Origin of the sequence: Methylibium sp. Root1272, assembly GCF_001425905.1 — a bacterium.
Lineage (GTDB): Bacteria > Pseudomonadota > Gammaproteobacteria > Burkholderiales > Burkholderiaceae_C > Methylibium.
Genome location: NZ_LMDY01000018.1, coordinates 33,137 through 56,635, shown reverse-complemented (window position 1 = coordinate 56,635; position 23,499 = coordinate 33,137). Strand labels below are relative to the sequence as shown.

The window sequence follows — 23,499 nt, the reverse complement described above, 5'->3', positions numbered from 1 at the left end:
TTTTCGTTCAGTCGCGCTGGTAGCTGCCGGCCAGCATCAGCAGGTGCTCGCGCTGGCCCGGGTCGAGGTAGGGCATCAGCAGGCTGAGCACGTGCTGGGCGCCGCGCAGCAGCGCCGCGCCGGCGCTCTCGGGCTCCAATGCCTTGCGCGGGTCGCGCACGTACTCGTAGCTGAGCCAGTAGGTCAGCACCACCACCATCGAGGTGGCCACCGGCTCGGCCTCGCGCGCGTCGATGCGCATCGCCTGCGCGCGGCTCAGGCCGTCGAGCACCGCCTTGACCGCATGCTGCTTGTTCTTCAGCACGAACTGGAAGTGGGTCTCGAGCCGCCGGTTCTTGCTGAGCAGGTCGTTCAGGTCGCGGTACAGAAAGCGGTACTGCCAGATCAGCTCGAACAGCATGTGGAAGAACAGCCAGGCGTCCTCGACGTTGCGCACGTTGTCGGCCGCCCGCAGCAACTCGGTGAGCGCGGCCTCGTAGCGGTCGAACAGGCTGTTGATCAGCTCGTCCTTGGCGGGGTAGTGGTAGTAGAGGTTGCCCGGGCTGATGTTGAGCTCGGCCGAGATCAGCGTGGTGCTGACGTTGGGCTCGCCGAAGCGGTTGAACAGTTCCAGCGTCACCTCCAGGATGCGCTCGGCCGTGCGGCGCGGTGCTTTCTTCGGGACCCGTGGGCTCATGGCGCGGTCGTCTCGCGGTGGGGCGAGAGGGCTGGTTTGCGGTCAATCTAGCATCAAGATCACGCGCCACCAAGGCGGCCAGCACCGATGGCGAGGCCTGCCTACAATCCCCGGCTGTCCTCCGAGACCTTCATGCCGGCCGTTCGTTTCGACTCCGTTTCCAAGACCTACCTTGCCCCGCGCGGCAGCCAGCGCAACGATCTGCATGCGTTGCAGGACGTGAGTTTCGACATCGAGCCGGGCGACTTCTTCGGCCTGCTCGGCCCCAACGGTGCCGGCAAGACCACGCTGATCAGCATCCTGGCCGGCCTGAGCCGTGCGACCCGCGGGCGCGTCACGGTGCAGGGCCACGACGTGGTGGACGACTACGCGGCCGCGCGCCGCGCGCTGGGCATCGTGCCGCAGGAGCTGGTGTTCGACCCGTTCTTCTCGGTGCGCGAGACGCTGCGCATCCAGAGCGGCTACTTCGGCGTGCGCGTCGACCGCCAGGCCAACGATGCCTGGATCGACGAGCTGCTGCACCACCTGGGCCTGGCCGACAAGGCCGATGCCAACATGCGCCAGCTGTCGGGCGGCATGAAGCGCCGCGTGCTGGTGGCGCAGGCGCTGGTGCACCGGCCGCCGGTGATCGTGCTCGACGAGCCGACCGCCGGGGTCGACGTGGAACTGCGCCAGACGCTGTGGCAGTTCATCGCGCGGCTCAACCGCGAAGGGCACACGGTGCTGCTGACCACGCACTACCTCGAAGAGGCCGAGGCGCTGTGCGGCCGCATCGCGATGCTCAAGCAGGGCCGCGTGGTGGCGCTCGACCGCACCGCCAACCTGCTGGCCGGCACCGCGAGCACCATGCTGCGCTTCAAGACCGACCAGACGCTGCCGCCGGCGGTGGCGGCGCAGGCACGTGTGACCGGCCGCATCGTGCAGCTCACCGCGCACGACGCGGCCGAGGTCGAGACGCTGCTCGCGATGCTGCGGAGCGCCCAGGTCCGGGTGGAGGAGCTGGAGATCGGCCGCGCCGACCTGGAGGACGTGTTCCTCGAGATCATGCAGGGCGAACCGCAGAAGGTGGCGGCATGACCGGTGCGCCGCGGGCCGAGCGCCGGGCCGCTCCCAAGCCGGCCCGCATCCCCGCGGGGGATCGGCCGACGTACTCGTCGGACGAGGGGCAGTCATGACCGGCGCGCGCACGCTGCTCTACAAGGAGATGCTGCGGTTCTGGAAGGTCAGTTTCCAGACCGTGGCGGCGCCGGTGCTGACGGCGGTGCTCTACCTGCTGATCTTCGGCCACGCGCTCGAGGCGCACGTGAAGGTCTACGGCAGTGTCGGCTACACCAGCTTCCTGATCCCGGGTCTGGTGATGATGAGCGTGCTGCAGAACGCCTTCGCCAACAGCAGTTCCTCGCTGATCCAGAGCAAGGTGACGGGCAACCTGGTGTTCCTGCTGGTGACGCCGCTGTCGCACTGGGCCTGGTTCGCGGCCTACGTGGGCGCGTCGGTGGTGCGCGGCCTGGTGGTGGGCGCCGGGGTGCTGGCGGTCACCGTGTGGTTCGCGCCACCCGGCCTGGCCGCGCCGGGGTGGGCACTGGTGTTCGCGGTGCTGGGGGCGGCGATGATGGGCGCGCTGGGCCTGGTGGCCGGGCTGTGGGCCGAGAAATTCGACCAGATCGCGGCGTTCCAGAACTTCGTCGTGATGCCGATGACCTTCCTGTCCGGCGTGTTCTATTCGGTCGACTCGCTGCCGCCGTTCTGGCAGGCGGTGAGCCATCTGAACCCCTTCTTCTACATGATCGACGGCTTCCGGGCCGGCTTCTTCGGCGTCAGCGACGTGAGTCCGTGGATCAGCCTGGCGGTGGTCGCTGCCAGCCTGGTGGCCGTCTCGGCGGTGTCGCTGCGGCTGCTGAAGACCGGCTACAAGCTGCGGTCCTGAACGCCCGATACACTCGCGTCATGGCCGATCCCACCGCAGACGACGTGCAGCGCTACATCGCGCAAGGGCTCGCCTGCGAGCACCTGCAGGTGGAGGGCGACGGCCGCCATTTCTTCGCCACCATCGTGTCGGCCGAGTTCGACGGCCTGAGCCGCGTCCGCCGCCACCAGCGGGTCTACGCGGCGCTCGGCGATAGAATGCGCGAACAAATCCACGCGCTGTCAATGAAGACGCTGACGCCGGCCGAATTCGCGGTGCAGGGCTCCCCGGCCCGCACCGCCGCTGCCCACCACCACTGATCCACAAGCCGCCCTGTGGCGCGGCTTGTGCGCTCCCTCGTGGCGAGGGCGGTCCGTGCAAGCGCGTGATGCAGGGCGGTGACGAGCACCGCACCATGGACAAACTCATCATTCGCGGCGGCCGCCGTCTCCACGGCGAGGTCACGATCTCGGGCGCCAAGAACGCGGCGCTGCCGGAGCTGTGCGCCGCCCTGCTGACGGCCGAGCCGGTGCAGCTGTTGAACGTTCCGCGCCTGCAGGACGTGTCGACCACGCTGAAGCTGCTGCGCAACATGGGCGCCGTCGCCGAACGCAGCGAGAGCCGTCCCGACGAGGTCACCATCGACGCCGGTCCGGTGAGCAGCCCCGAGGCGCCCTACGACCTCGTGAAGACCATGCGGGCGTCGATCCTGGTGCTGGGGCCGCTGCTGGCGCGCTTCGGCGAGGCCACGGTGTCGCTGCCGGGCGGCTGCGCGATCGGTTCGCGGCCAGTGGACCAGCACATCAAGGGACTGCAGGCGATGGGCGCGCAGATCAGCGTCGAGCACGGCTACATCATCGCGAAGGCGCCCAGGGCCTCGGGCGGGCTGCGCGGCGCGCGCATCACGACCGACATGGTGACCGTCACCGGTACCGAGAACCTGTTGATGGCCGCGACGCTGGCCGATGGCGAGACGGTGCTCGAGAACGCCGCGCAGGAGCCCGAGATCCCCGACCTGGCCGAGATGCTGATCGCGATGGGCGCGAAGATCGAGGGCCACGGCAGCAGCAAGATCCGCATCCAGGGCGTGGCGCAACTGCACGCCCCGCGCGGCGGACATCGGGTGGTGCCCGACCGCATCGAGGCCGGGACCTTCCTGTGCGCCGTCGCGGCAGCCGGCGGCGAGGTGCTGCTGAAGCACGCGCGCGCCGACCACCTGGACGCGGTGATCGACAAGCTGCGCGAGGCCGGCGTCCGCATCGAGGCCGGCAGCGACTGGATCCGCGTGGCCTCCGACGGCAAGCTGAAGGCGGTGGGCTTCCGCACCAGCGAGTACCCGGCCTTCCCGACCGACATGCAGGCGCAGTTCATGGCGCTCGACTGCATCGCCGACGGCACCGCGCGCGTCACCGAGACCATCTTCGAGAACCGCTTCATGCACGTCGACGAGATGGTGCGCCTGGGCGCGAAGATCGAGGTCGACGGCCACACCGCCATCGTCACCGGCGTGCCGCAGCTGTCGGGCGCGACGGTGATGGCCACCGACCTGCGCGCGTCCGCCAGCCTGGTGATCGCCGGCCTGGTGGCCAGCGGCGAGACCCTGGTCGATCGCATCTACCACCTGGACCGCGGCTACGACCAGATGGAAACCAAGCTGCGCGCCCTGGGCGCGGACATCGAGAGAGTGAAATGACAGCCCCCACGCGCACTTCGTTCGCTTCGCCCCGAGGGCGCAAAGTCTGCCTTGGGGCGGACCGGCGGGAGGCCCCATGAGCATCACCCTCGCGCTGTCGAAAGGCCGCATCTTCGAAGAGACGCTGCCGCTGCTGAAGGCGGCGGGCATCGAGGTCACCGAGGACCCCGAGACCTCGCGCAAGCTCATCCTGCCGACCAACCGCCCCGACGTGCGCGTGGTGCTGGTGCGCGCCACCGACGTGCCCACCTACGTGCAGCACGGCGGCGCCGACCTCGGCGTGGTCGGGCTCGACGTGCTGCTGGAGCATGGCGGCCAAGGCCTCTACCAGCCGCTGGACCTGCGCATCGCCAAGTGCCGCATGAGCGTGGCGGTGCGGGCCGACTTCGACTACGCGGCGGCAGTGAAGCAGGGCTCGCGCATCCGCGTCGCGACCAAGTACGTGAGCGTCGCGCGCGACCACTTCGCCGACAAGGGCGTGCACGTCGACCTGATCAAGCTCTACGGCTCGATGGAGCTGGCGCCGCTGACCGGCCTGGCCGATGCCATCGTCGACCTGGTGTCGACCGGCAGCACGCTCAAGGCCAACCACCTGCTCGAGGTGGAGCGGATCATGGACATCTCGTCGCGCCTGGTGGTGAACCAGGCCGCGCTGAAGCTCAAGCGCGAGGCGATCCGTCCGCTGATCGACGCCTTCGCGGCGGCCATTCCCCAGGAGTGATCATGAGCGCCCCAGCCCGCGTGAACCTGCGCCACCTGGCCACCACGCAGCCCGATTTCGAGGCGGCGTTCCGGGCCGTGCAGCACTGGTCGGCGGAGACCGACGATGCGATCGAGAGCCGCGTCGCCGCGATCCTGGCCGACGTGCAGCAGCGCGGCGACGCCGCGGTCCTCGAGTACACCGCGCGCTTCGACGCGTTGCCGGTCGCCTCGATGAGCGAACTCGAGCTGACGCAGGCCGACTTCGCCGCGGCGTTCGAGGCCATCACGCCGGCGCAGCGCGACGCGCTGCAGCAGGCCGCGCGCCGCATCCGCAGCTACCACGAGCGCCAGCTCGACGCCTGCGGCCGCAGCTGGAGCTACCGCGACGAGGACGGCACGCTGCTGGGCCAGAAGGTCACGCCGCTGGACCGCGTGGGCATCTACGTGCCGGGCGGCAAGGCGGCCTATCCGTCTAGCCTGCTGATGAACGCGGTGCCGGCCCACGTGGCGGGCGTGCCCGAGATCGTGATGGTGGTGCCCACGCCGAAGGGCGAGCGCAACACCCTGGTGCTGGCCGCCGCGCACGTGGCGGGCGTGACGCGTGCCTTCACGATCGGCGGTGCGCAGGCGGTGGCCGCGCTCGCCTACGGCACGGCCACGGTGCCCCAGGTCGACAAGATCACCGGGCCCGGCAACGCCTACGTGGCGAGCGCGAAGAAGCGCGTGTTCGGCACGGTGGGCATCGACATGATCGCCGGGCCCAGCGAGATCCTGGTGCTGGCCGACGGCAGCACGCCGGCCGACTGGGTGGCGATGGACCTGTTCAGCCAGGCCGAGCACGACGAGCTGGCGCAGAGCATCCTGCTGTGCCCCGATGCCGGCTACATCGCCGAGGTGCAGCGCCAGATCGACCGTCTGCTGCCTTCGATGCCGCGCGGCGCGATCATCCGCGCCTCGCTGGAAGGGCGTGGTGCGCTGATCCACACCCGCTCGATGGAGGAGGCCTGCGAGATCAGCAACCGCATCGCGCCCGAGCACCTGGAAGTGAGCTCGAACGAGCCGCACCGTTGGGAGCCGCTGCTGCGCCACGCCGGCGCGATCTTCCTCGGTGCCTACACCAGCGAATCGCTGGGCGACTACTGCGCCGGGCCGAACCATGTGTTGCCGACCTCGGGCACCGCGCGCTTCAGCTCGCCGCTGGGCGTCTACGACTTCCAGAAGCGCAGCAGCCTGATCGAGGTCAGCGAGCAGGGCGCGCAGACGCTGGGGGTGATCGCCGCCGAGCTGGCCTATGGCGAGGGCCTGCAGGCGCACGCGCAGGCGGCCGAGATGCGGCTGGCGAAGAAGCCGGGGGCGGCACGATGAGCATCGGCAGCAGCGACGACAACGGCGGCGGGCCGCTCGCGCCACGCCTCGCGCGCTTCATCCGCCAGGACGTGCAGAACATGCACGCCTACGCGATCCAGCCGTCGGACGGTTTCGTGAAGCTCGACGCGATGGAGAACCCGCACCGCCTGCCCGAGGCGCTGCAGGCCGAGCTGGGCCGCCGGCTCGGCGCGCTGGCGATCAACCGCTATCCCGGCACCCGCACCGACGCGCTGCGCGCGGCGCTGGCCCGCCACGCCGGCCTGCCCGCGGGCTGTGCGCTGATGCTCGGCAACGGCTCCGACGAGCTGATCTCGCTGCTCAGCATGGCCTGCGACGTGCCGGGCGCCACCGTCCTGGCGCCGCTGCCGGGCTTCGTGATGTACGAGATGTCGGCCCGGCTGCAGGGGCTGCGCTTCGTCGGCGTGCCGCTGACCGCCGACTTCGAGCTCGACGCCGAGGCGATGCTGGCCGCGGTGCGCGAGCACCGCCCGGCGATCACCTACCTGGCCTATCCGAACAACCCGACCGCGAACCTGTGGGACGACGCGGTGATCGAGCGCATCGTCGACGCGGTGCGCGAGCACGGCGGCCTGGTGGTGATCGACGAGGCCTACCAGCCGTTCGCGAGCCGCAGCTACATCGGCCGCCTGGCGCACCACGACCACGTGCTGCTGATGCGCACGCTCAGCAAGTTCGGCCTGGCCGGCGTGCGGCTGGGCTACCTCATGGGCCCGGCCGCGCTGGTGGCCGAGATCGACAAGGTGCGCCCGCCCTACAACGTCAGCGTGCTGAACTGCGAGGCGGCGCTGTTCGCGCTGGAGCACGAGGACGAGTTCGCACGCCAGGCCGCGGTGCTGCGCGCCGAGCGCGCGCGGCTGCAGGGTGCGCTGCGCGCGATGCCGCACGCCAAGCCGTTCCCGAGCGAGGCCAACATGGTGCTGGTGCGGGTGCCCGACGCGAAGGCGGCCTTCGAGGGCCTGAAGGCGCGCGGCGTGCTGGTCAAGAACGTGTCCGGCCTGCACCCGCTGCTGGCAAACTGCCTGCGCCTCACCGTCGGCCTGCCCGAAGAGAACGACCAGATGATCGCGGCCTTGAAAGGCATCCTGTCATGAGTGAATCCAACCGAGTTGCCGAAGTTCGGCGGGATACCGCCGAAACGAAAATCCGCGTGCGCATCGACCTCGATGGCACGGGCGTGGCCAAGCTCGCCACCGGCATCGGCTTCTTCGACCACATGCTCGACCAGCTGGCGCGGCACGGGCTGATCGACCTGGAGATCGAGGCCGATGGCGACCTGCACATCGACGGGCACCACACCGTCGAGGACGTCGGCATCACGGTCGGCCAGGCTTTCGCGAAGGCCGTCGGCGACAAGGCGGGGATCCGCCGCTACGGCCATGCCTACGTGCCGCTCGACGAGGCGCTGAGCCGCGTGGTGGTCGACTTCTCCGGCCGGCCCGGGCTGCACATGCGCGTGCCGTTCAAGGCCGGCATGATCGGCGCGCTCGACACCCAGCTGGTCTACGAGTTCTTCCAGGGCTTCGTGAACCATGCCGGCGTCACGCTGCACATCGACAACCTGCACGGCGACAACGCGCACCACCAGTGCGAGACGGTCTTCAAGGCCTTCGCGCGGGCGCTGCGCATGGCGCTGGAGCGTGACCCGCGCATGGCCGGCGTGATCCCGTCGACCAAAGGCAGCCTGTGAGCCACCCGTCCTGAGCCGTGGAAGGTCTGAGATGAGCCGCACCGTCGCCGTCGTCGACTACGGCATGGGCAACCTGCGCTCGGTGTCGCAGGCGGTGCTGCACGCGGCCGCCGGCACCGGCTTCGACGTGGTCGTCACCGCCGAGCCGGACGTGGTGCGCGCCGCCGAACGCGTGGTGCTGCCGGGCCAGGGCGCGATGCGCGACTGCATGCGAGAACTGCGCGAGGCGCATGCAGGCAGCCTGTTGGCCGCGGTGCTGGAGGCAGCGGCCAGCAAGCCGCTGATGGGGGTGTGCGTCGGCATGCAGATGCTGCTCGACCACAGCGAAGAACAGGACACGCCAGGCCTGGGGCTGATCCGCGGAAGGGTGCGGCGCTTCCAGCTCGAAGGCCGGCTGCAGCCCGATGGCAGCCGTTACAAGGTGCCGCAGATGGGCTGGAACCAGGTGCTGCAGGCGCGGCCGCACCCGGTGTGGGCGGGCGTGCCCGACGCCAGCTGGTTCTATTTCGTGCACAGTTTCTATGCCGTTCCGGCCGATCCGGCGCACAGCGTTGGTGAAACCGACTATGGCGCGCGCTTTACCAGTGCGGTGGCACGCGATAATATTTTTGCCACCCAGTTCCACCCCGAGAAGAGCGCTGCACACGGCCTGGCCCTGTACCGCAACTTCCTCGGCTGGTGCCCCTGACCCTCCCCCACCCCCTGACAGCCATGTTGCTGATCCCTGCCATCGACCTGAAAGACGGTCGCTGCGTGCGCCTGAAGCAAGGCGACATGCAAGCCTCCACCACCTTCGGCGAGGATCCGGCCGCGATGGCCCGGCGCTGGCTCGACGCCGGGGCGCGCCGCCTGCACCTGGTCGACCTGAACGGCGCCTTCGCCGGCAAGCCGGTCAACGAGCCGGCGATCAAGGCCATCCTGAAGGAAGTGGGCGACGAGATCCCGGTCCAGCTGGGTGGCGGCATCCGCGACCTCGACACCATCGAGCGTTACCTCGACGACGGTCTGTCCTACGTGATCATCGGCACCGCCGCGGTCAAGAACCCGGGCTTCCTGCGCGACGCCTGCACTGCCTTCGGCGGCCACATCATCGTCGGGCTCGACGCCAAGGACGGCAAGGTCGCGACCGACGGCTGGAGCAAGCTGACCGGCCACGAGGTGGTGGACCTGGCGAAGAAGTTCGAGGACTACGGCGTCGAGGGCGTGATCTACACCGACATCGGCCGCGACGGCATGCTGACCGGCATCAACATCGACGCCACCGTCAAGCTGGCGCAGGCGCTCAGCATCCCGGTGATCGCCTCGGGCGGCCTCAGCAACATCGCCGACATCGAGCGCCTGTGCGCGGTCGAGGGCGAGGGCATCGAGGGCGTGATCTGCGGCCGGGCGATCTACACCGGCGATCTCGACTTCGCCGCGGCACAGGCGCGGGCCGACGCGCTGAACGGCGACGCCTGAGCGGCGCCGGCGTCCCCGCATGCTCGCCAAGCGCATCATTCCCTGTCTCGACGTCACCGGCGGGCGCGTCGTCAAGGGCGTCAACTTCGTCGAGCTGCGCGATGCCGGCGACCCGGTGGAGATCGCCGCCCGTTACAACGAGCAGGGCGCCGACGAACTCACCTTCCTCGACATCACCGCCACCAGCGACGGCCGGGACCTCATCCTCCCCATCATCGAGGCGGTGGCCTCGCAGGTCTTCATCCCGCTCACCGTCGGCGGCGGCGTGCGCAGCGTCGAGGACGTGCGTCGCCTGCTCAACGCCGGGGCCGACAAGGTGAGCTTCAACTCGGCGGCGGTCGCGAACCCTCAGGTCATCCGCGACGCGTCCGACAAGTACGGCGCGCAGTGCATCGTGGTCGCGATCGACGCCAAGCAGCGCGTCGGTGGCGAGGGCTGGGAGGTCTACACCCACGGTGGGCGCCAGAACACCGGCCTCGACGCGGTGGCCTGGGCACGGCAGATGGCCGAGTTCGGCGCCGGCGAGATCCTGCTGACCAGCATGGACCGCGACGGCACGCAGATCGGCTTCAACCTGCCGCTGACGCGCGCGGTCAGCGACGCGGTGTCGGTGCCGGTGATCGCCTCCGGCGGCGTCGGTGCGCTGGAGCACCTGGCCGAGGGCATCCAGATCGGCGGCGCCGACGCGGTGCTCGCCGCCAGCATCTTCCACTACGGCACGTTCACCGTCGGCCAGGCCAAGGCCCTGATGGCCGAGCACGGCATCCCTGTCAGGATGTGAGCCACCTCCGTTGCGTGTGGCCCACCCCCGTTGCGGCTGCGCCGCTCCCCCTCGAGGGGGCGACGCTGGCGGGCCGGCGGAGCCGGACCCGCGGCGTCCACTGGGTTTCTCCAGCGCGGGCCGATGCCGTAGAGCGACGGCAGCTATCGCGAGTCGCTAAACTGCTGCGCATGACTTGGCTGGACGATATTCGCTGGGACCGCGACGGCCTGTTGCCGGTGATCGCGCAGGAAGCCGCGAGCGGCGACGTGCTGATGTTCGCGTGGATGAACCGCGAGGCGCTGGCGCGCACGGCAGAACTCGGTGAGGCGGTGTACTGGAGCCGCTCGCGCGGCCGGCTGTGGCACAAGGGCGAGGAGTCCGGTCATACCCAGAAAGTGCGCGACATGCGTCTGGACTGCGACAACGACGTGCTGCTGCTGAAGGTCGAGCAGCTCGGCCACGAGCCCTCGATCGCCTGCCACACCGGGCGCCACAGCTGCTTCTACCAGCGCTACGAGGCTGGCGCCTGGCACGCGGTCGAGCCGGTGCTGAAGGATCCGGAGCACATCTACAAATGAGCTACAAATGAGCGGCGACGACACCCTGGCCCGCCTGGCGGCCGTGATCGAGTCGCGCCGCGGCGGCGACCCCGACGCGAGCTACGTCGCGCGCCTGTTCCACAAGGGCACCGACGCGATCCTGAAGAAGGTCGGCGAGGAGGCCACCGAGTTCGTGATGGCCGCCAAGGACGGCGACCGCCCGAAGATCGTCAACGAGGCGGCCGACCTGTGGTTCCATGCGATGGTGGCGCTGGCGCATTTCGGCCTCACGCCGGCGCAGGTGCTGGCCGAGCTCGAGCGTCGCGAGGGGCAGTCGGGCCTCGAGGAATTCGCATTGCGGAAGGTCAAGGGCCGCGAGGCCGAGTCGACGAAGGAGCGTGGCACATGAACACCGTGATCGACAGCGACGAGCGCGAGCGCTCGCTCAAGACGGTCGGTACCGTCAGCTATCTGCTGCACCTGGTCGTCGCCGTCGGCGCGGTGTTGCCCGGCGTGCAGGCCAGCGTGGCGCTGCTGATCGTGGCCTTCATCATCGACATGGTGAAGAAGGACGAGGCCGCTGGCACCTGGCAGGCCTCACATTTCAGCTGGCGCATCCGCAGCGTGCTGTGGGCCGGCGGCCTGTACATCGTCACCTCGTGGCTGTGGCTGCTGTTCTTCGTCCCGGGCTGGATCGCCTGGGGGCTGATCTCGATCTGGTTCCTCTACCGCATCGTGCGCGGCTGGTTGAACCTGAACGGCAACCAGCCGATGCCGTCCTGACCCCTTTCTGCCCTGTCCCCCATGAGCGACCACGATCCGAACTGCGTCTTCTGCAAGATCATTGCGGGGCAGATCCCGTCCCGCAAGGCCTACGAGGACGAGCACCTGCTGTCCTTCCACGACATCAACCCCTGGGCGCCGGTCCACGTGCTGGTGATCCCCAAGCGCCACATCGCGACGCTGGCCGACATCGGCCCCGGCGACCAGGAGCTGATGGGCCGCATGCTGGCGCTGGCCCCGAAGCTGATGCGTGAGCTGGGGGTCACCAACGGATTTCGCACGCTGATCAACACCGGCAAGGACGGGCTGCAGGAGGTCTACCACCTGCACATGCACGTGATCGGCGGCCCCCGCCCCTGGGCCAAGGGGTGAACCTCGGCCCGCTTCGCGGGTCTGTCATGCAGGGCTGGCCTAAAATCCGGGGCTGCCCTTACTGGGTCTTCAGGAGAACGACATGGGTTCCTTCAGCATTTGGCACTGGTTGATCGTGCTGTTGATCGTGGTGCTGGTATTCGGCACGAAGAAGCTCAAGAACATGGGCAGCGACCTCGGCGGGGCCGTGAAGGGCTTCAAGGACGGCGTGCGCGACGGCTCGACCGCGGCGCCGGCTGATCCGACGCAGCAGGTCACGGCGAACAAGAGCGCCGACTCGAACACGGTCGACGTTGAGGCGAAGCAGAAGTCCTGAGCGGTCGGAGCGACACGCGCATGATCGACTTCGGCTTCGACAAGATCGCCCTGATCGGCGCGGTGGCGCTGATCGTGATCGGTCCCGAGCGCCTGCCGAAGGTGGCGCGCACGGTCGGCCACCTGATGGGCAAGGCCCAGCGCTACGTTGCCGATGTCAAGGCCGAGGTCAATCGCTCGATCGAGCTCGAAGAGCTCAAGAAGATGAAGACCGACTTCGAGGATGCCGCCCGCAACGTGGAGCAGTCGGTGTCCAGCGAAGTGAACAAGACGAGCAGCGAGATGAACCAGGCCTGGGAGTCGTTGTCGTCATCCGACGGCAGCAGCAGTGGCGGCAGCGGCGGCGGTGCCACCGACAGCTACCATGCCGGCGAGCCCTTGAGCGAGCCGCCGCCGGCCTACACGCACCCGCGCAAGAACTGGCGGCTCAAGCGGGGTGCGACGCCGCAGTGGTACAAGCAGCGGCATGGCGTGCGGGCCAAGGCGCAATCGGGCGCCGCCCGCGTGGCGCGCTTCCGGCCGCCGCGCCCGCTGTAGTCCGTGGGCGCCCCTGAATCCCGCGACGAACTCGAAGGCAGCGAGCAGCCTTTCGTCGCCCACCTGATCGAACTGCGCGACCGGCTGATCCGCGCAGTGCTGGCGGTCGTCGTCTGCTTCGGCGCGCTCGCGCTCTGGCCCGGCCCGTCGATGCTCTACGACCTGCTGGCGGCACCGTTGGTGGCGCACCTGCCAGCGGGCACGACACTGATCGCGACCAACGTGATCTCGCCGTTCCTGGTGCCGCTGAAGATCACGCTGATGGCGGCCTTCATGGTCGCGCTGCCGGTGGTGCTGTACCAGGTGTGGGCCTTCGTCGCCCCGGGCCTCTACATGCACGAGAAGAAGCTGGTGCTGCCGCTGGTGGTGTCGAGCACGTTGCTGTTCCTGCTGGGCGTGGCGTTCTGCTACTTCTTCGTGTTCGGGCAGGTGTTCAAGTTCATCCAGAGCTTCGCGCCGAAGAGCATCACCGCGGCGCCGGACATCGAGGCCTATCTCGGCTTCGTGCTGAGCATGTTCATCGCCTTCGGCGCGGCTTTCGAGGTGCCGGTGGTGGTGGTGGTGCTGGCGCGCATGGGCATCGTGTCGATCGAGAAATTGAAGGGCTTCCGGGCCTACTTCATCGTGGTCGCGTTCATCATCGCGGCGGTCGTCACGCCGCCCGACGTGATCTCGCAGCTCGCGCTCGCGATCCCGATGTGCATCCTCTACGAGATCGGCATCTGGGCCGCCCAGGTGTTCATCAAGCACACCCAGGCGCCCGATGCGGCGGCCGAGGACAGCACTGCCTGAACCCGCGGCGCGCCCGGTGGGCGCGCACTCGCCGCGTCACTGCTCGCGCTGCTGCCGCGGCGCCTTCGGCCGTTGCGCGACGATGACCTTGAGCGTGACCTCGCTGTCGCCCCGTTGCACGACCAGCCGGGCCGTCGTGCGCGGCTTGAGCGAGGCCACGACATTGAGAAGCTGAGAGGTGTTGCCGACCGGCGTGTCGGCCACCTTCACCACCACGTCGCCGGGTCGCAGGCCGCCTTCGCTGGCCGGGCCGTTCTGCAGCACGCCGGTGATCAGCACGCCCTGCGACACCTTCAGGTTGAAGGTCTCGGCGATCTCGGGCGTGAGGTCGCGCGGTTCGACGCCGATCCAGCCGCGCGTGACCTGGCCGTCCTTGATCAGACCTTCCATCACCTGGCGCGCCGTGGACACCGGGATCGCGAAGCCGATGCCGAGGCTGCCGCCCGAACGCGAGTAGATCGCGGTGTTGATGCCCATCAGGTTGCCGGCGGCATCGATCAGCGCCCCGCCGGAATTGCCGGGGTTGATGGCCGCGTCGGTCTGGATGAAGTTCTCGAAGGTGTTGATGCCGAGCTGGTTGCGCCCGAGCGCCGACACGATGCCGGAGGTGACCGTCTGGCCGACGCCGAAGGGGTTGCCGATCGCCAGCACCACGTCGCCAACCTGCAGCACGTCGGAATCGCCGAAGCTCACCGAGGGCAGCTTGTCCAGCTTGATGCGCAGCACCGCGAGGTCGGCTTCCGGATCGGTGCCGATCACCTCGGCCTTGGTGCGCCGCCCGTCGGACAGCACGACCTCGATGTCGTCCATGCGCTCGACCACGTGGTTGTTGGTCAGCACGTAGCCATCGGGCGATACGATGACGCCCGAGCCCACACCGCTCTGCGCCTGCGAGTCGGGGTCGCCGAAGAAATAGCGGAACCAGGGGTCGGCGGCGCGCGGGTCGCGCGCAGTCGGCGTCTTGCTGGTGATGACACTCACCACCGCCGGTGCCGCGCGCTTGGCCGCTGCAGCGTAGCTGCTGCCGCCGGCCGCGGCGGGTGCCAGCGTGATCTGCGGAGCCGGGTTGGACGATGATCCCACCGCGGTCGACAGCGGCCTGTTCTGCACCCATTCGGGCTTGAGCGTGGCGACGACGAACCACATCGCCAGTGCGACCGTCACGGCTTGGGAGAAAATCAACCAGGTCTTGCGCATGGGAGAGAAGAATTGACGAGCCGTGAAGAGCTAGAAAACTACCTGTCCACGCTGCTCGAGCTCGAGCGGTTCAAGGATTATGGGCCGAACGGTTTGCAGGTCGAGGGCAAGCCGCAGATCCGCAAGCTCGTTTCCGGCGTCACCGCGAGCCTGGCCTTTATCGAGGCCGCGGCAGCGGCCGGCGCCGATGCGGTGCTGGTGCACCACGGGCTGTTCTGGCGTGGACAGGACGGCCGGCTCAATGGCTGGCTGAAGAAGCGGGTGGCGGCCCTGCTGGGCCATGACATCAGCCTGTTCGCCTACCACCTGCCGCTCGATGCCCATCCGGAGCACGGCAACAACGCCCAGCTCGGCGCCAAGCTTAAGTTCGTCAGCGAGGCCCGCTTCGGCGAGCAGCAGCTCGGCTTCATCGGCCGGCCGCCGCAGCCGCTGACCGGCGCGGCGCTGTCGGCGCTGGTGCAGTTCCGGCTCGGCCGCGCGCCGACGGTGATCGAGGGCGACGGTCGGCCGATCCGTCGCGTCGCCTGGTGCACCGGCGGTGCCCAGGGCTACTTCGAGGCGGCGATCGCGGCTGGCGCCGATGCCTACCTGACCGGCGAGATCTCCGAGCCGCAGACCCATATCGCGCGCGAGACCGGCGTGGCGTTCTATGCCTGCGGCCACCACGCGACCGAGCGTTTCGGTGCCCCCGCGCTCGGCGCCCACGCGGCGCAGCTGTTCGACCTCGAGCACGAGTTCATCGACATCGACAACCCGGCGTGAGCCCCCCTCGCATGCGACTGCCGCTGGCGATCACGATGGGCGATGCCTGCGGCATCGGCCCGGAGATCATCGCGTCGGCCTTCCTGCGCGGCGCGTTGCCGGGCGGTTTCGCGGTCGGCGATGTCGGCGTGCTGCGGCGCGCCGCGGCCATCGTGTCGGCGCCGGACCGCACGGGCTTGCCGGTGGCGCTGATCGAGCGCCCGGCCGACGTGGCCGCGCTGCCGCCGCGCTGCCTGCCGGTGCTGGTGCCGCCGGGGCTGCCGGCCGGGTTGGCGGCGCTGCCTCTCGGCCGCATCGACGCGATAGCGGGGGTGGCCGCGGCCGCCTGCATCCGGCACGCCGTGGCGCTGGCGCAGGCCGGCGAGGTGGCCGCGATCGTCACCGCGCCGATCCACAAGGAGTCGCTGGCCGCCGCCGGCGAGCCCTATCCGGGTCACACCGAGCTGCTGCAGGCCGAGGCCGGCGCCGGGCCGGTGCGCATGATGCTCGCGAACGACGAGCTCAAGACCGTGCTGGTCAGCATCCACGTCTCGCTGCGCCGGGCGATCGAGGCGGTGAGCCTCGCATCGGTGCTCGAGACGCTGCGCATCGCCCACGTCGCAGCGCAGCGCTGGGGCCAGGTGGCCCCGCGCATCGCCGTGGCGGGGCTCAATCCGCATGCGGGCGAGGGCGGCCTGTTCGGCGACGAGGAGCTGCGCCTCATCGCGCCGGCCGTCGAGGCGGCGCGCCGCGAGGGCATCGACGCGCGCGGCCCGTTCGCGCCCGACACCGTGTTCATGCGCGCGCGCCACACGTCCGACCACCCTGGCGAGTTCGACATCGTCGTGGCCATGTACCACGACCAGGGCCTGATTCCGGTCAAGTACCTGGGCGTCGAGCGCGGCGTCAACGTGACGCTGGGCCTGCCCTTCGTGCGCACCAGTCCCGACCACGGCACCGCGTTCGATCTGGCCGGCAGCGGCCGGGCCGATCCGTCCAGCCTGATCGCCGCCGGCGAGATGGCGCGCCGACTCGCGGCCGGCTGACGCGCTGGCGGGCTCAGTGGCGGCTGCTGGTCGCCGCGCTGCGCGGGGCGGCGGCGCCCAGCTGTGCCAGCTGCTTGCGGGCACGCGCCGTCGCGCGCTCGATCAGCTCGGCCTGCTCGAAGGCGCGGAAGCGCTCGGTGTCGCACATGCGGGTGAGCATGCGCGAGGTCATCGAGATCGTCTTCTGGTGTGCCTTGCCGTGCGTGAACACGAAGAAGGCCCGGCCCGGGCTGATCCAGTTCAGGCGTACGCGCTGCCAGCGTCCCTCGACATGCATGCGGTAGGCGATGCCGGTCTGCAGGTGGTGGATCAGCTGCGGGCCGTGCGTCGGCTCCGCAGGCTCGGGCGCCAGGGCCTCCAGCACCACATCGACCTCACCGGCCTCCGCCTCGGCGGACGGACCGCCCTCGCCGAGGTCGATGTCCACCTGGCCGTCCCAGTCGACTGCGTTCTCGTCGACCAGGCCGATCTTCTCGGCCTCCTCGGCCGAGAAGGTCAGCGGCGCGGCATGTTCCTGCGGCGGCGGCAGTTCGGCATGCGCGCTCGGCGCGAGCTCGTCAGCCGTGGGGATCGAGACCTTCTCGACCTGGTCGAGGTAGTGCTTGAGCTGGCGCTGCTCGAAATCGGTGGGTGGCGCAGTCTTCAGCGAGGCGGCGTGCTCGGGCAGCAACTTGCCGAAGAAGTCCTTCTTGGCGGGCTCCGGCCAGCGGATCAGCTCCAGGCCCTCGTTGAGGTCCTTCATCAGCTGCGGCAGCGCCATCAGGAAGTGCTTGCGCAGCTGCGGCTCGCCCTTGGGCTGCACGCTGAGCGCCAGCTCGCGCGCTGCGCGGTTGGCGCGCTGCGCCAGCTCGGGCGAACCGAACGGGCCGGCAGCCTGCACCTGCACCTGGCTCCACACCTGGGCGAGGAAGTCGCGCACGAAGCCGGGCAGGGCGACCGGCTCCAGGTGCGACTTGAGCTCGCGCATGTAGCGCTGCTGGATGCGCAGCTGCGTTTCCTTGTTGTCGAGCAGCGTGGCGGCCGTCGCGTGCGTGCCGACGTCGCGGGCGCTCTGTTCCTGGACCAGCGTCTCGATCGCCTGCAGCTTGGACTCGTACAGATCCATCTGGTCGAAGTCGCCCTCGACGATCTCCTGCACCAGCGAGCGCACGCGCTCGATGAAGTCCTTGCCGGGGCCCTGGTCGAGGTCTTCGTAGGCCGCGGCCAGCGAGGCGATGCGGTTCACGAAGCGCCGCACCGGGTGGCGCCGCGAGCTGAAGAATCCCACGTCCTTAAGGGCGGCGCGCAGTACCGGCAGCTGCAGCCGTGCGATCTGGCGCGCCATCTGCGGCGGCACCTTGCTGTCCGACAGCACCTGGTCGAACAGCGCGCCGACCACGTCGATCACCATGTGGTCGAGCGTGCCGGACGAGGCCCGCATCAGCTCGTCGCGGTGCTGGCGGATCACGTTCACCGCCATCAAGCCGGCCAGCGGTGTGATACCGGAGGGCCCCGAGACGCCGGACAAAGGTCCGGGGCGCGAACTGCCGGCGGGCTGACCGCCGCGCGAGTCGGTGCCGAGTCCGGCGGTCTCGCCAGCCGCGGCGTTCACGACGACCAGGCGGCGCAGGATGTCGAGCATCTGCGCGTCGTTGTTGTAGGCCGGACTCGAGGAACGATCGGATGCGGCGCCCGACCCGTTCGACCGGCCACCCGGGCCCGGCCCCGAGCCACCGTAGCCGCTGCCGGGCGCACCGTAGCCGCTGCCCGCTCCACCGTAGCCGCTGCCGGAGGTGCCCTGCCCGCCGCCGTGGCTGCCGCCGCCCGATCGGCCACCGCCGTAACCGGACGGTGCGCCCGACCCGGAAGGCAGGCCCAGGCCGCCGGCCCCGGAGGCCGCTTGCAGCGCCTGGGGCAGGGCGATGCCGAACAGCGTCTGCAGCATCTGCTCGGCCTGGGCCAGGTCGCGCGCCGAGGCCTGGAAGGCCGAGCCATGAAAACCCGAAGTCTGGTAGCCGGAACTCTCTCGCAGCGCCTCGCGCGGCAGGTCGTTGCCGGGTCCCTGCACCGTCTTCAGCGCCAGGCCGATCGGGCTGACGCCGCGTGCCTGAAGGTCGGCGATGATGCCGGCGTAGCAGGCGCGCATCGCGGTGGCCAGCGAGCGGCCGAACTCGGTGGCGAGCAGCCGGTGCGAGGCCGGATCGTCGTTCACCGCGTGGATCGCGCGGCGCAGTGCGCGGCCGACGATCTCGGGGCGCAGCGGGTTGCGATCGGGATCGGGCTCGCCGTTGTGCAGCAGGGCGGCCATGTAGCCGTCCAGCTCGCGCATCTCCCACTCGCACTCGTGCACGATCTGCGTGCTCAGGCGCTCGGCCGAGACACGCTCGTCCACCTCGTCGTCGCCGACCAGGCTGAGCGACTCCCAGGAGGTGGTGGCCAGCGAGCGGGTCGAACTGCGCGGCTCGGCGGCCTCGAGAACGCGGTCGCGCAGACCCGCGCTGAAGACCAGGTTGAAGTCGGGCAGCTTGCGGCGCAGGTCGAACTGCGTGCTCGCCATCAGCTGGCGTGTCGTGATGCTCGCGAAAGACGAGGATTGCAGCGCGAGCGTCTCCACCAGACGTTCGGCGGTGGCCGTGACGGTGGCCTGGATGCGCAGGCATGCCGCGTTCAAGGCGGCCTGGACGTTGGGTGCGGCGTTCACTGGGTCGGCAAGGAGGCGGGCGGGCCGGTGCACCGGCATCGCGCCCGCAGGCGGGTCACTTCTTCAGGGCGTCGCGGATCTCGCGCAGCAGCACGATGTCCTCGGCGGGGGGCGCAGGCGGTGCGGCCGGTTCGTCCTTCTTCAGTCGGTTGATCTGCTTGATCATCAGGAAAATGATGAAGGCGAGGATCGCGAAGTTCAGCGCCACCGTGATGAAGTTGCCATAGGCGAACACCGCGCCGGCCTTCTTGGCCTCCGCGAGCGGCAGTCCGGCCGCCTGCCCCGCCAGTCCGACGTAGTAGTTCGAGAAGTCGAGGCCGCCGAACAGCTTGCTGACGATCGGCATGATCAGGTCGCCGACGATCGAGTCGACGATCTTGCCGAAGGCGCCACCGATGATCACGCCGACCGCGAGATCGATCACGTTGCCCTTGACGGCAAACTCCTTGAATTCACTGAAGAATGACATGCACGGCCCCTGAGGATGTTGAAGGTTTGTCGGCGTGAGCGCCCGGGCCCACCGTGAGCGAGTATTCCCGAGCTTTGCGGCAAGTCAAGCCGAGCTGGCGCGCAGCTTGCTGCAATGGCTGGCGCCGCGTCGGCCTCGGCGCGGTGCGCGCTGTCGATTAGAATCGATGGTTGTTCCAGAATCAAAGCGCTAGCCCAAGGAATTCCATGAGTGAGCAGCAAGTCGATCACAGCAAGCGGACCTGGCTGATCGCCTCGTCCTGCGCCGGCGCCGTCGGCGGCATCGCGACCGCGGTGCCCTTCGTTTCCACCTTCCAGCCGTCGGAGCGCGCGCGTGCGGCCGGTGCAGCAGTGGAGGCCGACATCAGCGCCCTCAAACCGGGCGAGAAGTTGACGGTGGAGTGGCGCGGCAAGCCGGTCTGGATCCTGCGCCGCACGCCGGAGCAGCTCGAATCGCTGAAGAAGACCGATGCGCTGGTGGCCGACCCGAAGTCCGAGCGCAAGCCGGCCGAGGTCACGCCGATGGAGACCACCCGCAACGAATGGCGCTCGATCAAGCCGGAGATCCTGGTGGTCGTCGGCATCTGTTCACACCTGGGCTGTTCGCCGTCGGACCGCCTGGTGGCCGGCCCGCAGCCCTCGCTGCCGGACGACTGGCAGGGCGGCTTCCTGTGCCCCTGCCACGGCTCGACCTTCGACATGGCAGGGCGGGTGTTCAAGAACAAGCCGGCGCCGGACAACCTCGAGGTGCCCCCCTACACCTTCCTGACCGATAGCAAGCTGCTGATCGGCGAGGCCAAGGCCTGAGCATCACGAGGACACCATGGCCGAATTCAAGACCGCTCCCGCCGACGCGCCCGTGGCCCAGAAGCTGATGACCTGGGTCGACAACCGCTTCCCGGCGACCAAGCTCTACAAGGAACACCTGTCGGAGTACTACGCCCCGAAGAACTTCAACTTCTGGTACTTCTTCGGTTCGCTGGCGATGCTCGTGCTGGTGATCCAGATCGTCACCGGCATCTTCCTGGTGATGCACTACAAGCCCGATGCCAACCTCGCGTTCGCGTCGGTCGAGTACATCATGCGCGACGTGCCCTGGGGCTGGCTGGTGCGCTACATGCACTCCACCGGAGCCTCGGCGTTCTTCGTCGTGGTCTATCTGCACATGTTCAGAGGGCTGATGTACGGCAGCTACCGCAAGCCCCGCGAGCTGGTGTGGATCTTCGGCTGCGCGATCTTCCTGTGCCTCATGGCCGAGGCCTTCATGGGCTACCTGCTGCCCTGGGGCCAGATGAGCTACTGGGGTGCGCAGGTGATCGTCAACCTGTTCGCCGCCGTCCCGTTCGTCGGTCCTGACCTGGCGCTGCTGATCCGTGGCGACTACGTGGTGAGCGATGCCACGCTGAATCGCTTCTTCAGCTTCCACGTCATTGCGGTCCCGCTGGTGCTGCTGGGCCTGGTGGTCGCGCACATCATCGCGCTGCACGAGGTCGGTTCGAACAACCCCGACGGCGTCGAGATCAAGCAGAAGAAGTGGCCGAACGGCACGCCGATGGACGGTATCCCCTTCCATCCGTACTACACGGTGCACGACATCCTGGGGGTCAGCGTGTTCCTGATGATCTTCAGCGCGATCATCTTCTTCGCGCCGGAGTTCGGCGGCTACTTCCTCGAGTACAACAACTTCATTCCCGCCGATCCCCTGAAGACTCCGGCGCACATCGCCCCGGTCTGGTATTTCACGCCGTACTACTCGATGCTGCGTGCGACCACCGACACGATGGTCAACGTGCTGGCGGTGCTGACCGGCGTGGGCGCCACGCTGGCGATCGTCAAGGGCAAGTTCGGCGGCGTCGCGAAGATCGCGGTGCTGGTCGTGGCCGCAGTGGCCATCGTGCTGCTGAAGACCTTCGATGCCAAGTTCTGGGGCGTGGTCGTGATGGGCGGTGCGGTCGTGATCCTGTTCTTCCTGCCGTGGCTGGACCACAGCCCGGTCAAGTCGATCCGCTATCGCCCCGACTGGCACAAGATCGTGTACGGCGTGTTCGTGCTGTTCTTCTTCGTCCTCGGCTACCTGGGCATCCAGGCCCCGACCGACATCGGCACGCTGGTATCGCAGATCGGCACGCTGTTCTACTTCGGCTTCTTCCTGCTGATGCCGTGGTGGAGCCAGCTCGGCACGTTCAAGCCGGTGCCCGATCGCGTGACCTTCGCCGCCCACTGAGCCCGCAGGAGCCCGAAAACATGAAGAAGCTGATCGCCCTGCTGCTGGCTGCCTGCGCCTTCGCCGGCACGGCCCGCGCGTCCGAAGGCGGTATCGCCTGGGACAAGTTTCCCGAGAACAAGATGACCGACGTGGCGGCCCTGCAGCACGGCGCCAAGCTGTTCGTCAACTACTGCCTGAACTGCCACTCGGCCGCCTACATGCGCTACAACCGGCTGCAGGAGATCGGCCTGAGCGAAGCGCAGATCAAGGGCAACCTGCTGTTCGCGACCGACAAGGTCGGCGAGACGATGAAGGTCGCGCTCGATGCCAAGCACGCCAAGGAGTGGTTCGGCGGCGTGCCGCCCGACCTGACCGTGATCGCGCGCTCGCGTGCCGGCGCGGCCGGGACCGGCGCCGATTACCTGTACACCTACCTGCGCAGCTACTACCGCGACGAGACCAAGGCGACCGGCTGGAACAACATGGCCTTCCCGAGCGTCGGCATGCCGCACGTGCTGTGGGAGCTGCAAGGGCAGCGGGCCGCGAAGTTCGTCGAGGAAGCCGATCCGCACAACGAGAGCAAGAAGGTGCACCGCTTTGCCGGCTACGAGCAACTCACCCCCGGCACGTTGAGCCCGCTGGCCTACGACGAAGCCGTCGGTGACCTGGTGGCCTACCTGCAGTGGATGGGCGAACCGGCGCAGAGCCAGCGCAAGCGACTCGGCGTCTGGGTGCTGCTGTTCCTCGGCGTGTTCACCATCATTGCCTGGCGGCTGAATGCGGCCTACTGGAAAGATGTGAAGTAAGTGACCCGCAGGCCGGGGCGCATCAGGCGCCCGTCGGTCTGTGACGGTGCGAGCGGAGCGGGATGCATGCATCCGCTCCGCTTGCGTTTTTTCTGATGGCCCTCGAAGAACCCTAGGAGCCCGCCGCCATGATGGTGCTTTACTCCGGAACGACCGACCCCTACTCCCACCGCTGCCGTTTCGTGCTGTTCGAGAAGGGCATGGATTTCGAGATCCGCGACGTCGACCTGTTCGCGAAACCCGAAGACATCGCGCTGATGAACCCGTACAACGAGGTGCCCATCCTCGTCGAACGCGACCTCATCCTGTACGAGTCGCACATCATCAACGAGTACATCGACGAGCGCTTCCCGCACCCGCAGCTGATGCCGGGCGACCCGGTGGCGCGCGCGCGCGTGCGGCTGTTCCTGTTCAACTTCGAGAAGGAGCTGTTCGCGCACGTGAACCTGCTCGAAGGCCGCAGCGGCGTCAAGGCGACCGACAAGCAGCTCGAGAAGGCGCGCAGCCAGATCCGCGACCGGCTCACGCAGCTCGCGCCGATCTTCCTGAAGAACAAGTACATGCTCGGCGATGACTTCTCGATGCTCGACGTCGCGATCGCGCCGCTGCTGTGGCGCCTGGACTACTACGCGATCGACCTGTCGAAGAACGCACTGCCGCTGCTGAAGTACGCCGAGCGCATCTTCTCGCGCCCGGCCTACATCGAGGCGCTGACGCCGTCCGAGAAGGTGATGCGCAAGTAG

Annotated in this window: 28 protein-coding genes; 24 read left to right on the top strand and 4 right to left on the bottom strand. The window is 68.7% G+C overall.

Translation table 11 applies throughout. The features are described 5' to 3' along the window. Nucleotides 1-7: 7 nt before the first annotated feature. Complete coding sequence (locus ASC67_RS18745) at nt 8-676, bottom strand: TetR/AcrR family transcriptional regulator (protein WP_011828425.1); 669 nt, start codon at nt 674-676, stop codon at nt 8-10. A gap of 132 nt (nt 677-808) precedes the next feature. Here ASC67_RS18745 and ASC67_RS18740 point away from each other — a divergent pair, with 132 nt between their 5' ends. From ASC67_RS18740 to tatC, 18 genes are all read left to right on the top strand, one after another. Further along, a complete protein-coding gene (locus tag ASC67_RS18740; protein WP_056326004.1) occupies nt 809-1,753 on the top strand; it encodes an ABC transporter ATP-binding protein in 945 nt (314 codons plus the stop codon). A 94-nt stretch (nt 1,754-1,847) separates the two neighbouring features. Beyond that, nucleotides 1,848-2,603 (top strand): ABC transporter permease, encoded by a 756-nt coding sequence (locus ASC67_RS18735; RefSeq protein WP_056325547.1) that lies wholly within the window; start codon nt 1,848-1,850, stop codon nt 2,601-2,603. A gap of 20 nt (nt 2,604-2,623) precedes the next feature. Next, nucleotides 2,624-2,902, top strand: coding sequence for a BolA family protein (locus tag ASC67_RS18730; protein ID WP_056325544.1), 279 nt, complete (start codon nt 2,624-2,626; stop codon nt 2,900-2,902). A gap of 95 nt (nt 2,903-2,997) precedes the next feature. Further along, nucleotides 2,998-4,275, top strand: a complete 1,278-nt coding sequence (gene murA, locus ASC67_RS18725; RefSeq protein WP_056325540.1) for a UDP-N-acetylglucosamine 1-carboxyvinyltransferase — start codon at nt 2,998-3,000, stop codon at nt 4,273-4,275. Between the two features lie 76 nt (nt 4,276-4,351). Continuing rightward, on the top strand, nt 4,352-4,996 hold the full coding sequence (gene hisG / locus ASC67_RS18720) for an ATP phosphoribosyltransferase (protein WP_011828430.1): 645 nt from the start codon (nt 4,352-4,354) through the stop codon (nt 4,994-4,996). 2 nt (nt 4,997-4,998) lie between these two features. Beyond that, complete coding sequence (hisD, locus tag ASC67_RS18715) at nt 4,999-6,342, top strand: histidinol dehydrogenase (protein WP_056325535.1); 1,344 nt, start codon at nt 4,999-5,001, stop codon at nt 6,340-6,342. Continuing rightward, on the top strand, nt 6,339-7,457 hold the full coding sequence (hisC, locus tag ASC67_RS18710) for a histidinol-phosphate transaminase (protein WP_056325529.1): 1,119 nt from the start codon (nt 6,339-6,341) through the stop codon (nt 7,455-7,457). Before hisD ends, hisC begins: the two co-directional genes overlap by 4 nt. Next, a complete protein-coding gene (gene hisB / locus ASC67_RS18705; protein ID WP_056325524.1) occupies nt 7,454-8,053 on the top strand; it encodes an imidazoleglycerol-phosphate dehydratase HisB in 600 nt (199 codons plus the stop codon). Before hisC ends, hisB begins: the two co-directional genes overlap by 4 nt. Before the next feature lie 31 nt (nt 8,054-8,084). Continuing rightward, nucleotides 8,085-8,741: an imidazole glycerol phosphate synthase subunit HisH gene (gene hisH / locus ASC67_RS18700; protein ID WP_056325521.1), complete on the top strand. Its 657-nt coding sequence runs from the start codon at nt 8,085-8,087 to the stop codon at nt 8,739-8,741. 23 nt (nt 8,742-8,764) lie between these two features. Further along, nucleotides 8,765-9,511 (top strand): 1-(5-phosphoribosyl)-5-[(5-phosphoribosylamino)methylideneamino]imidazole-4-carboxamide isomerase, encoded by a 747-nt coding sequence (hisA, locus tag ASC67_RS18695; protein ID WP_056325518.1) that lies wholly within the window; start codon nt 8,765-8,767, stop codon nt 9,509-9,511. Nucleotides 9,512-9,530: 19 nt separating this feature from the next. Continuing rightward, the gene (hisF, locus tag ASC67_RS18690; RefSeq protein WP_056325513.1) at nt 9,531-10,292 is read left to right on the top strand and encodes an imidazole glycerol phosphate synthase subunit HisF; all 762 of its coding nucleotides are present in this window, start codon (nt 9,531-9,533) and stop codon (nt 10,290-10,292) included. Between the two features lie 170 nt (nt 10,293-10,462). Next, entirely contained in the window at nt 10,463-10,852 is a 390-nt protein-coding gene (gene hisI / locus ASC67_RS18685; RefSeq protein ID WP_056325508.1) for a phosphoribosyl-AMP cyclohydrolase, read from the top strand. A gap of 7 nt (nt 10,853-10,859) precedes the next feature. Continuing rightward, complete coding sequence (locus ASC67_RS18680; RefSeq protein ID WP_056325505.1) at nt 10,860-11,222, top strand: phosphoribosyl-ATP diphosphatase; 363 nt, start codon at nt 10,860-10,862, stop codon at nt 11,220-11,222. Continuing rightward, nucleotides 11,219-11,596 carry a hypothetical protein gene (locus ASC67_RS18675; protein WP_056325501.1) on the top strand — a complete coding sequence of 126 codons (378 nt, stop codon included), beginning with the start codon at nt 11,219-11,221 and terminating at the stop codon, nt 11,594-11,596. The genes ASC67_RS18680 and ASC67_RS18675 overlap by 4 nt, the downstream gene beginning before the upstream one ends. Nucleotides 11,597-11,617: 21 nt before the next feature. Further along, complete coding sequence (locus ASC67_RS18670) at nt 11,618-11,968, top strand: histidine triad nucleotide-binding protein (RefSeq protein WP_056325496.1); 351 nt, start codon at nt 11,618-11,620, stop codon at nt 11,966-11,968. A gap of 82 nt (nt 11,969-12,050) precedes the next feature. Then, nucleotides 12,051-12,284: a Sec-independent protein translocase subunit TatA gene (gene tatA, locus ASC67_RS18665; protein ID WP_056325492.1), complete on the top strand. Its 234-nt coding sequence runs from the start codon at nt 12,051-12,053 to the stop codon at nt 12,282-12,284. 20 nt (nt 12,285-12,304) lie between these two features. Next, the gene (tatB, locus tag ASC67_RS18660) at nt 12,305-12,820 is read left to right on the top strand and encodes a Sec-independent protein translocase protein TatB (RefSeq protein ID WP_056325489.1); all 516 of its coding nucleotides are present in this window, start codon (nt 12,305-12,307) and stop codon (nt 12,818-12,820) included. Between the two features lie 3 nt (nt 12,821-12,823). Continuing rightward, complete coding sequence (gene tatC / locus ASC67_RS18655; RefSeq protein WP_056325485.1) at nt 12,824-13,612, top strand: twin-arginine translocase subunit TatC; 789 nt, start codon at nt 12,824-12,826, stop codon at nt 13,610-13,612. Between the two features lie 36 nt (nt 13,613-13,648). Here the strand turns inward: tatC and ASC67_RS18650 are convergent, their stop codons facing one another. Further along, on the bottom strand, nt 13,649-14,809 hold the full coding sequence (locus ASC67_RS18650; RefSeq protein ID WP_056325481.1) for a S1C family serine protease: 1,161 nt from the start codon (nt 14,807-14,809) through the stop codon (nt 13,649-13,651). 12 nt (nt 14,810-14,821) lie between these two features. Between ASC67_RS18650 and ASC67_RS18645 the strand changes: the two genes are divergently transcribed. Both ASC67_RS18645 and pdxA read left to right on the top strand, forming a co-directional pair. Next, nucleotides 14,822-15,571, top strand: a complete 750-nt coding sequence (locus tag ASC67_RS18645; RefSeq protein WP_056325478.1) for a Nif3-like dinuclear metal center hexameric protein — start codon at nt 14,822-14,824, stop codon at nt 15,569-15,571. Between the two features lie 11 nt (nt 15,572-15,582). Next, the gene (gene pdxA, locus ASC67_RS18640; RefSeq protein WP_056325473.1) at nt 15,583-16,596 is read left to right on the top strand and encodes a 4-hydroxythreonine-4-phosphate dehydrogenase PdxA; all 1,014 of its coding nucleotides are present in this window, start codon (nt 15,583-15,585) and stop codon (nt 16,594-16,596) included. A 13-nt stretch (nt 16,597-16,609) separates the two neighbouring features. Here pdxA and ASC67_RS18635 read toward each other — a convergent pair whose 3' ends face one another. Together ASC67_RS18635 and mscL are read right to left on the bottom strand one after the other, a co-directional pair. Beyond that, nucleotides 16,610-19,276 (bottom strand): DUF1631 family protein, encoded by a 2,667-nt coding sequence (locus ASC67_RS18635; RefSeq protein ID WP_162245641.1) that lies wholly within the window; start codon nt 19,274-19,276, stop codon nt 16,610-16,612. A 55-nt stretch (nt 19,277-19,331) separates the two neighbouring features. Continuing rightward, entirely contained in the window at nt 19,332-19,745 is a 414-nt protein-coding gene (gene mscL / locus ASC67_RS18630) for a large conductance mechanosensitive channel protein MscL (RefSeq protein WP_011828448.1), read from the bottom strand. Between the two features lie 206 nt (nt 19,746-19,951). Here mscL and petA point away from each other — a divergent pair, with 206 nt between their 5' ends. From petA to ASC67_RS18610, 4 genes are all read left to right on the top strand, one after another. Next, nucleotides 19,952-20,551, top strand: a complete 600-nt coding sequence (gene petA, locus ASC67_RS18625; protein WP_056325464.1) for a ubiquinol-cytochrome c reductase iron-sulfur subunit — start codon at nt 19,952-19,954, stop codon at nt 20,549-20,551. A 16-nt stretch (nt 20,552-20,567) separates the two neighbouring features. After that, entirely contained in the window at nt 20,568-21,968 is a 1,401-nt protein-coding gene (locus tag ASC67_RS18620; protein WP_056325461.1) for a cytochrome bc complex cytochrome b subunit, read from the top strand. Nucleotides 21,969-21,988: 20 nt separating this feature from the next. Beyond that, complete coding sequence (locus ASC67_RS18615) at nt 21,989-22,756, top strand: cytochrome c1 (RefSeq protein WP_056325458.1); 768 nt, start codon at nt 21,989-21,991, stop codon at nt 22,754-22,756. A 128-nt stretch (nt 22,757-22,884) separates the two neighbouring features. Next, nucleotides 22,885-23,499 (top strand): glutathione S-transferase N-terminal domain-containing protein, encoded by a 615-nt coding sequence (locus tag ASC67_RS18610; RefSeq protein WP_011828452.1) that lies wholly within the window; start codon nt 22,885-22,887, stop codon nt 23,497-23,499.

Bases quoted from the DNA above. Each gene is read 5' to 3' on its own strand.
- ASC67_RS18745 (WP_011828425.1), bottom strand. From the start codon at position 676: ATGAGCCCACGGGTCCCGAAGAAAGCACCGCGCCGCACGGCCGAGCGC.
- ASC67_RS18740 (WP_056326004.1), top strand. From the start codon at position 809: ATGCCGGCCGTTCGTTTCGACTCCGTTTCCAAGACCTACCTTGCCCCG.
- ASC67_RS18735 (WP_056325547.1), top strand. From the start codon at position 1,848: ATGACCGGCGCGCGCACGCTGCTCTACAAGGAGATGCTGCGGTTCTGG.
- ASC67_RS18730 (WP_056325544.1), top strand. From the start codon at position 2,624: ATGGCCGATCCCACCGCAGACGACGTGCAGCGCTACATCGCGCAAGGG.
- murA (WP_056325540.1), top strand. From the start codon at position 2,998: ATGGACAAACTCATCATTCGCGGCGGCCGCCGTCTCCACGGCGAGGTC.
- hisG (WP_011828430.1), top strand. From the start codon at position 4,352: ATGAGCATCACCCTCGCGCTGTCGAAAGGCCGCATCTTCGAAGAGACG.
- hisD (WP_056325535.1), top strand. From the start codon at position 4,999: ATGAGCGCCCCAGCCCGCGTGAACCTGCGCCACCTGGCCACCACGCAG.
- hisC (WP_056325529.1), top strand. From the start codon at position 6,339: ATGAGCATCGGCAGCAGCGACGACAACGGCGGCGGGCCGCTCGCGCCA.
- hisB (WP_056325524.1), top strand. From the start codon at position 7,454: ATGAGTGAATCCAACCGAGTTGCCGAAGTTCGGCGGGATACCGCCGAA.
- hisH (WP_056325521.1), top strand. From the start codon at position 8,085: ATGAGCCGCACCGTCGCCGTCGTCGACTACGGCATGGGCAACCTGCGC.
- hisA (WP_056325518.1), top strand. From the start codon at position 8,765: ATGTTGCTGATCCCTGCCATCGACCTGAAAGACGGTCGCTGCGTGCGC.
- hisF (WP_056325513.1), top strand. From the start codon at position 9,531: ATGCTCGCCAAGCGCATCATTCCCTGTCTCGACGTCACCGGCGGGCGC.
- hisI (WP_056325508.1), top strand. From the start codon at position 10,463: ATGACTTGGCTGGACGATATTCGCTGGGACCGCGACGGCCTGTTGCCG.
- ASC67_RS18680 (WP_056325505.1), top strand. From the start codon at position 10,860: ATGAGCGGCGACGACACCCTGGCCCGCCTGGCGGCCGTGATCGAGTCG.
- ASC67_RS18675 (WP_056325501.1), top strand. From the start codon at position 11,219: ATGAACACCGTGATCGACAGCGACGAGCGCGAGCGCTCGCTCAAGACG.
- ASC67_RS18670 (WP_056325496.1), top strand. From the start codon at position 11,618: ATGAGCGACCACGATCCGAACTGCGTCTTCTGCAAGATCATTGCGGGG.
- tatA (WP_056325492.1), top strand. From the start codon at position 12,051: ATGGGTTCCTTCAGCATTTGGCACTGGTTGATCGTGCTGTTGATCGTG.
- tatB (WP_056325489.1), top strand. From the start codon at position 12,305: ATGATCGACTTCGGCTTCGACAAGATCGCCCTGATCGGCGCGGTGGCG.
- ASC67_RS18650 (WP_056325481.1), bottom strand. From the start codon at position 14,809: ATGCGCAAGACCTGGTTGATTTTCTCCCAAGCCGTGACGGTCGCACTG.
- pdxA (WP_056325473.1), top strand. From the start codon at position 15,583: ATGCGACTGCCGCTGGCGATCACGATGGGCGATGCCTGCGGCATCGGC.
- mscL (WP_011828448.1), bottom strand. From the start codon at position 19,745: ATGTCATTCTTCAGTGAATTCAAGGAGTTTGCCGTCAAGGGCAACGTG.
- petA (WP_056325464.1), top strand. From the start codon at position 19,952: ATGAGTGAGCAGCAAGTCGATCACAGCAAGCGGACCTGGCTGATCGCC.
- ASC67_RS18620 (WP_056325461.1), top strand. From the start codon at position 20,568: ATGGCCGAATTCAAGACCGCTCCCGCCGACGCGCCCGTGGCCCAGAAG.
- ASC67_RS18615 (WP_056325458.1), top strand. From the start codon at position 21,989: ATGAAGAAGCTGATCGCCCTGCTGCTGGCTGCCTGCGCCTTCGCCGGC.
- ASC67_RS18610 (WP_011828452.1), top strand. From the start codon at position 22,885: ATGATGGTGCTTTACTCCGGAACGACCGACCCCTACTCCCACCGCTGC.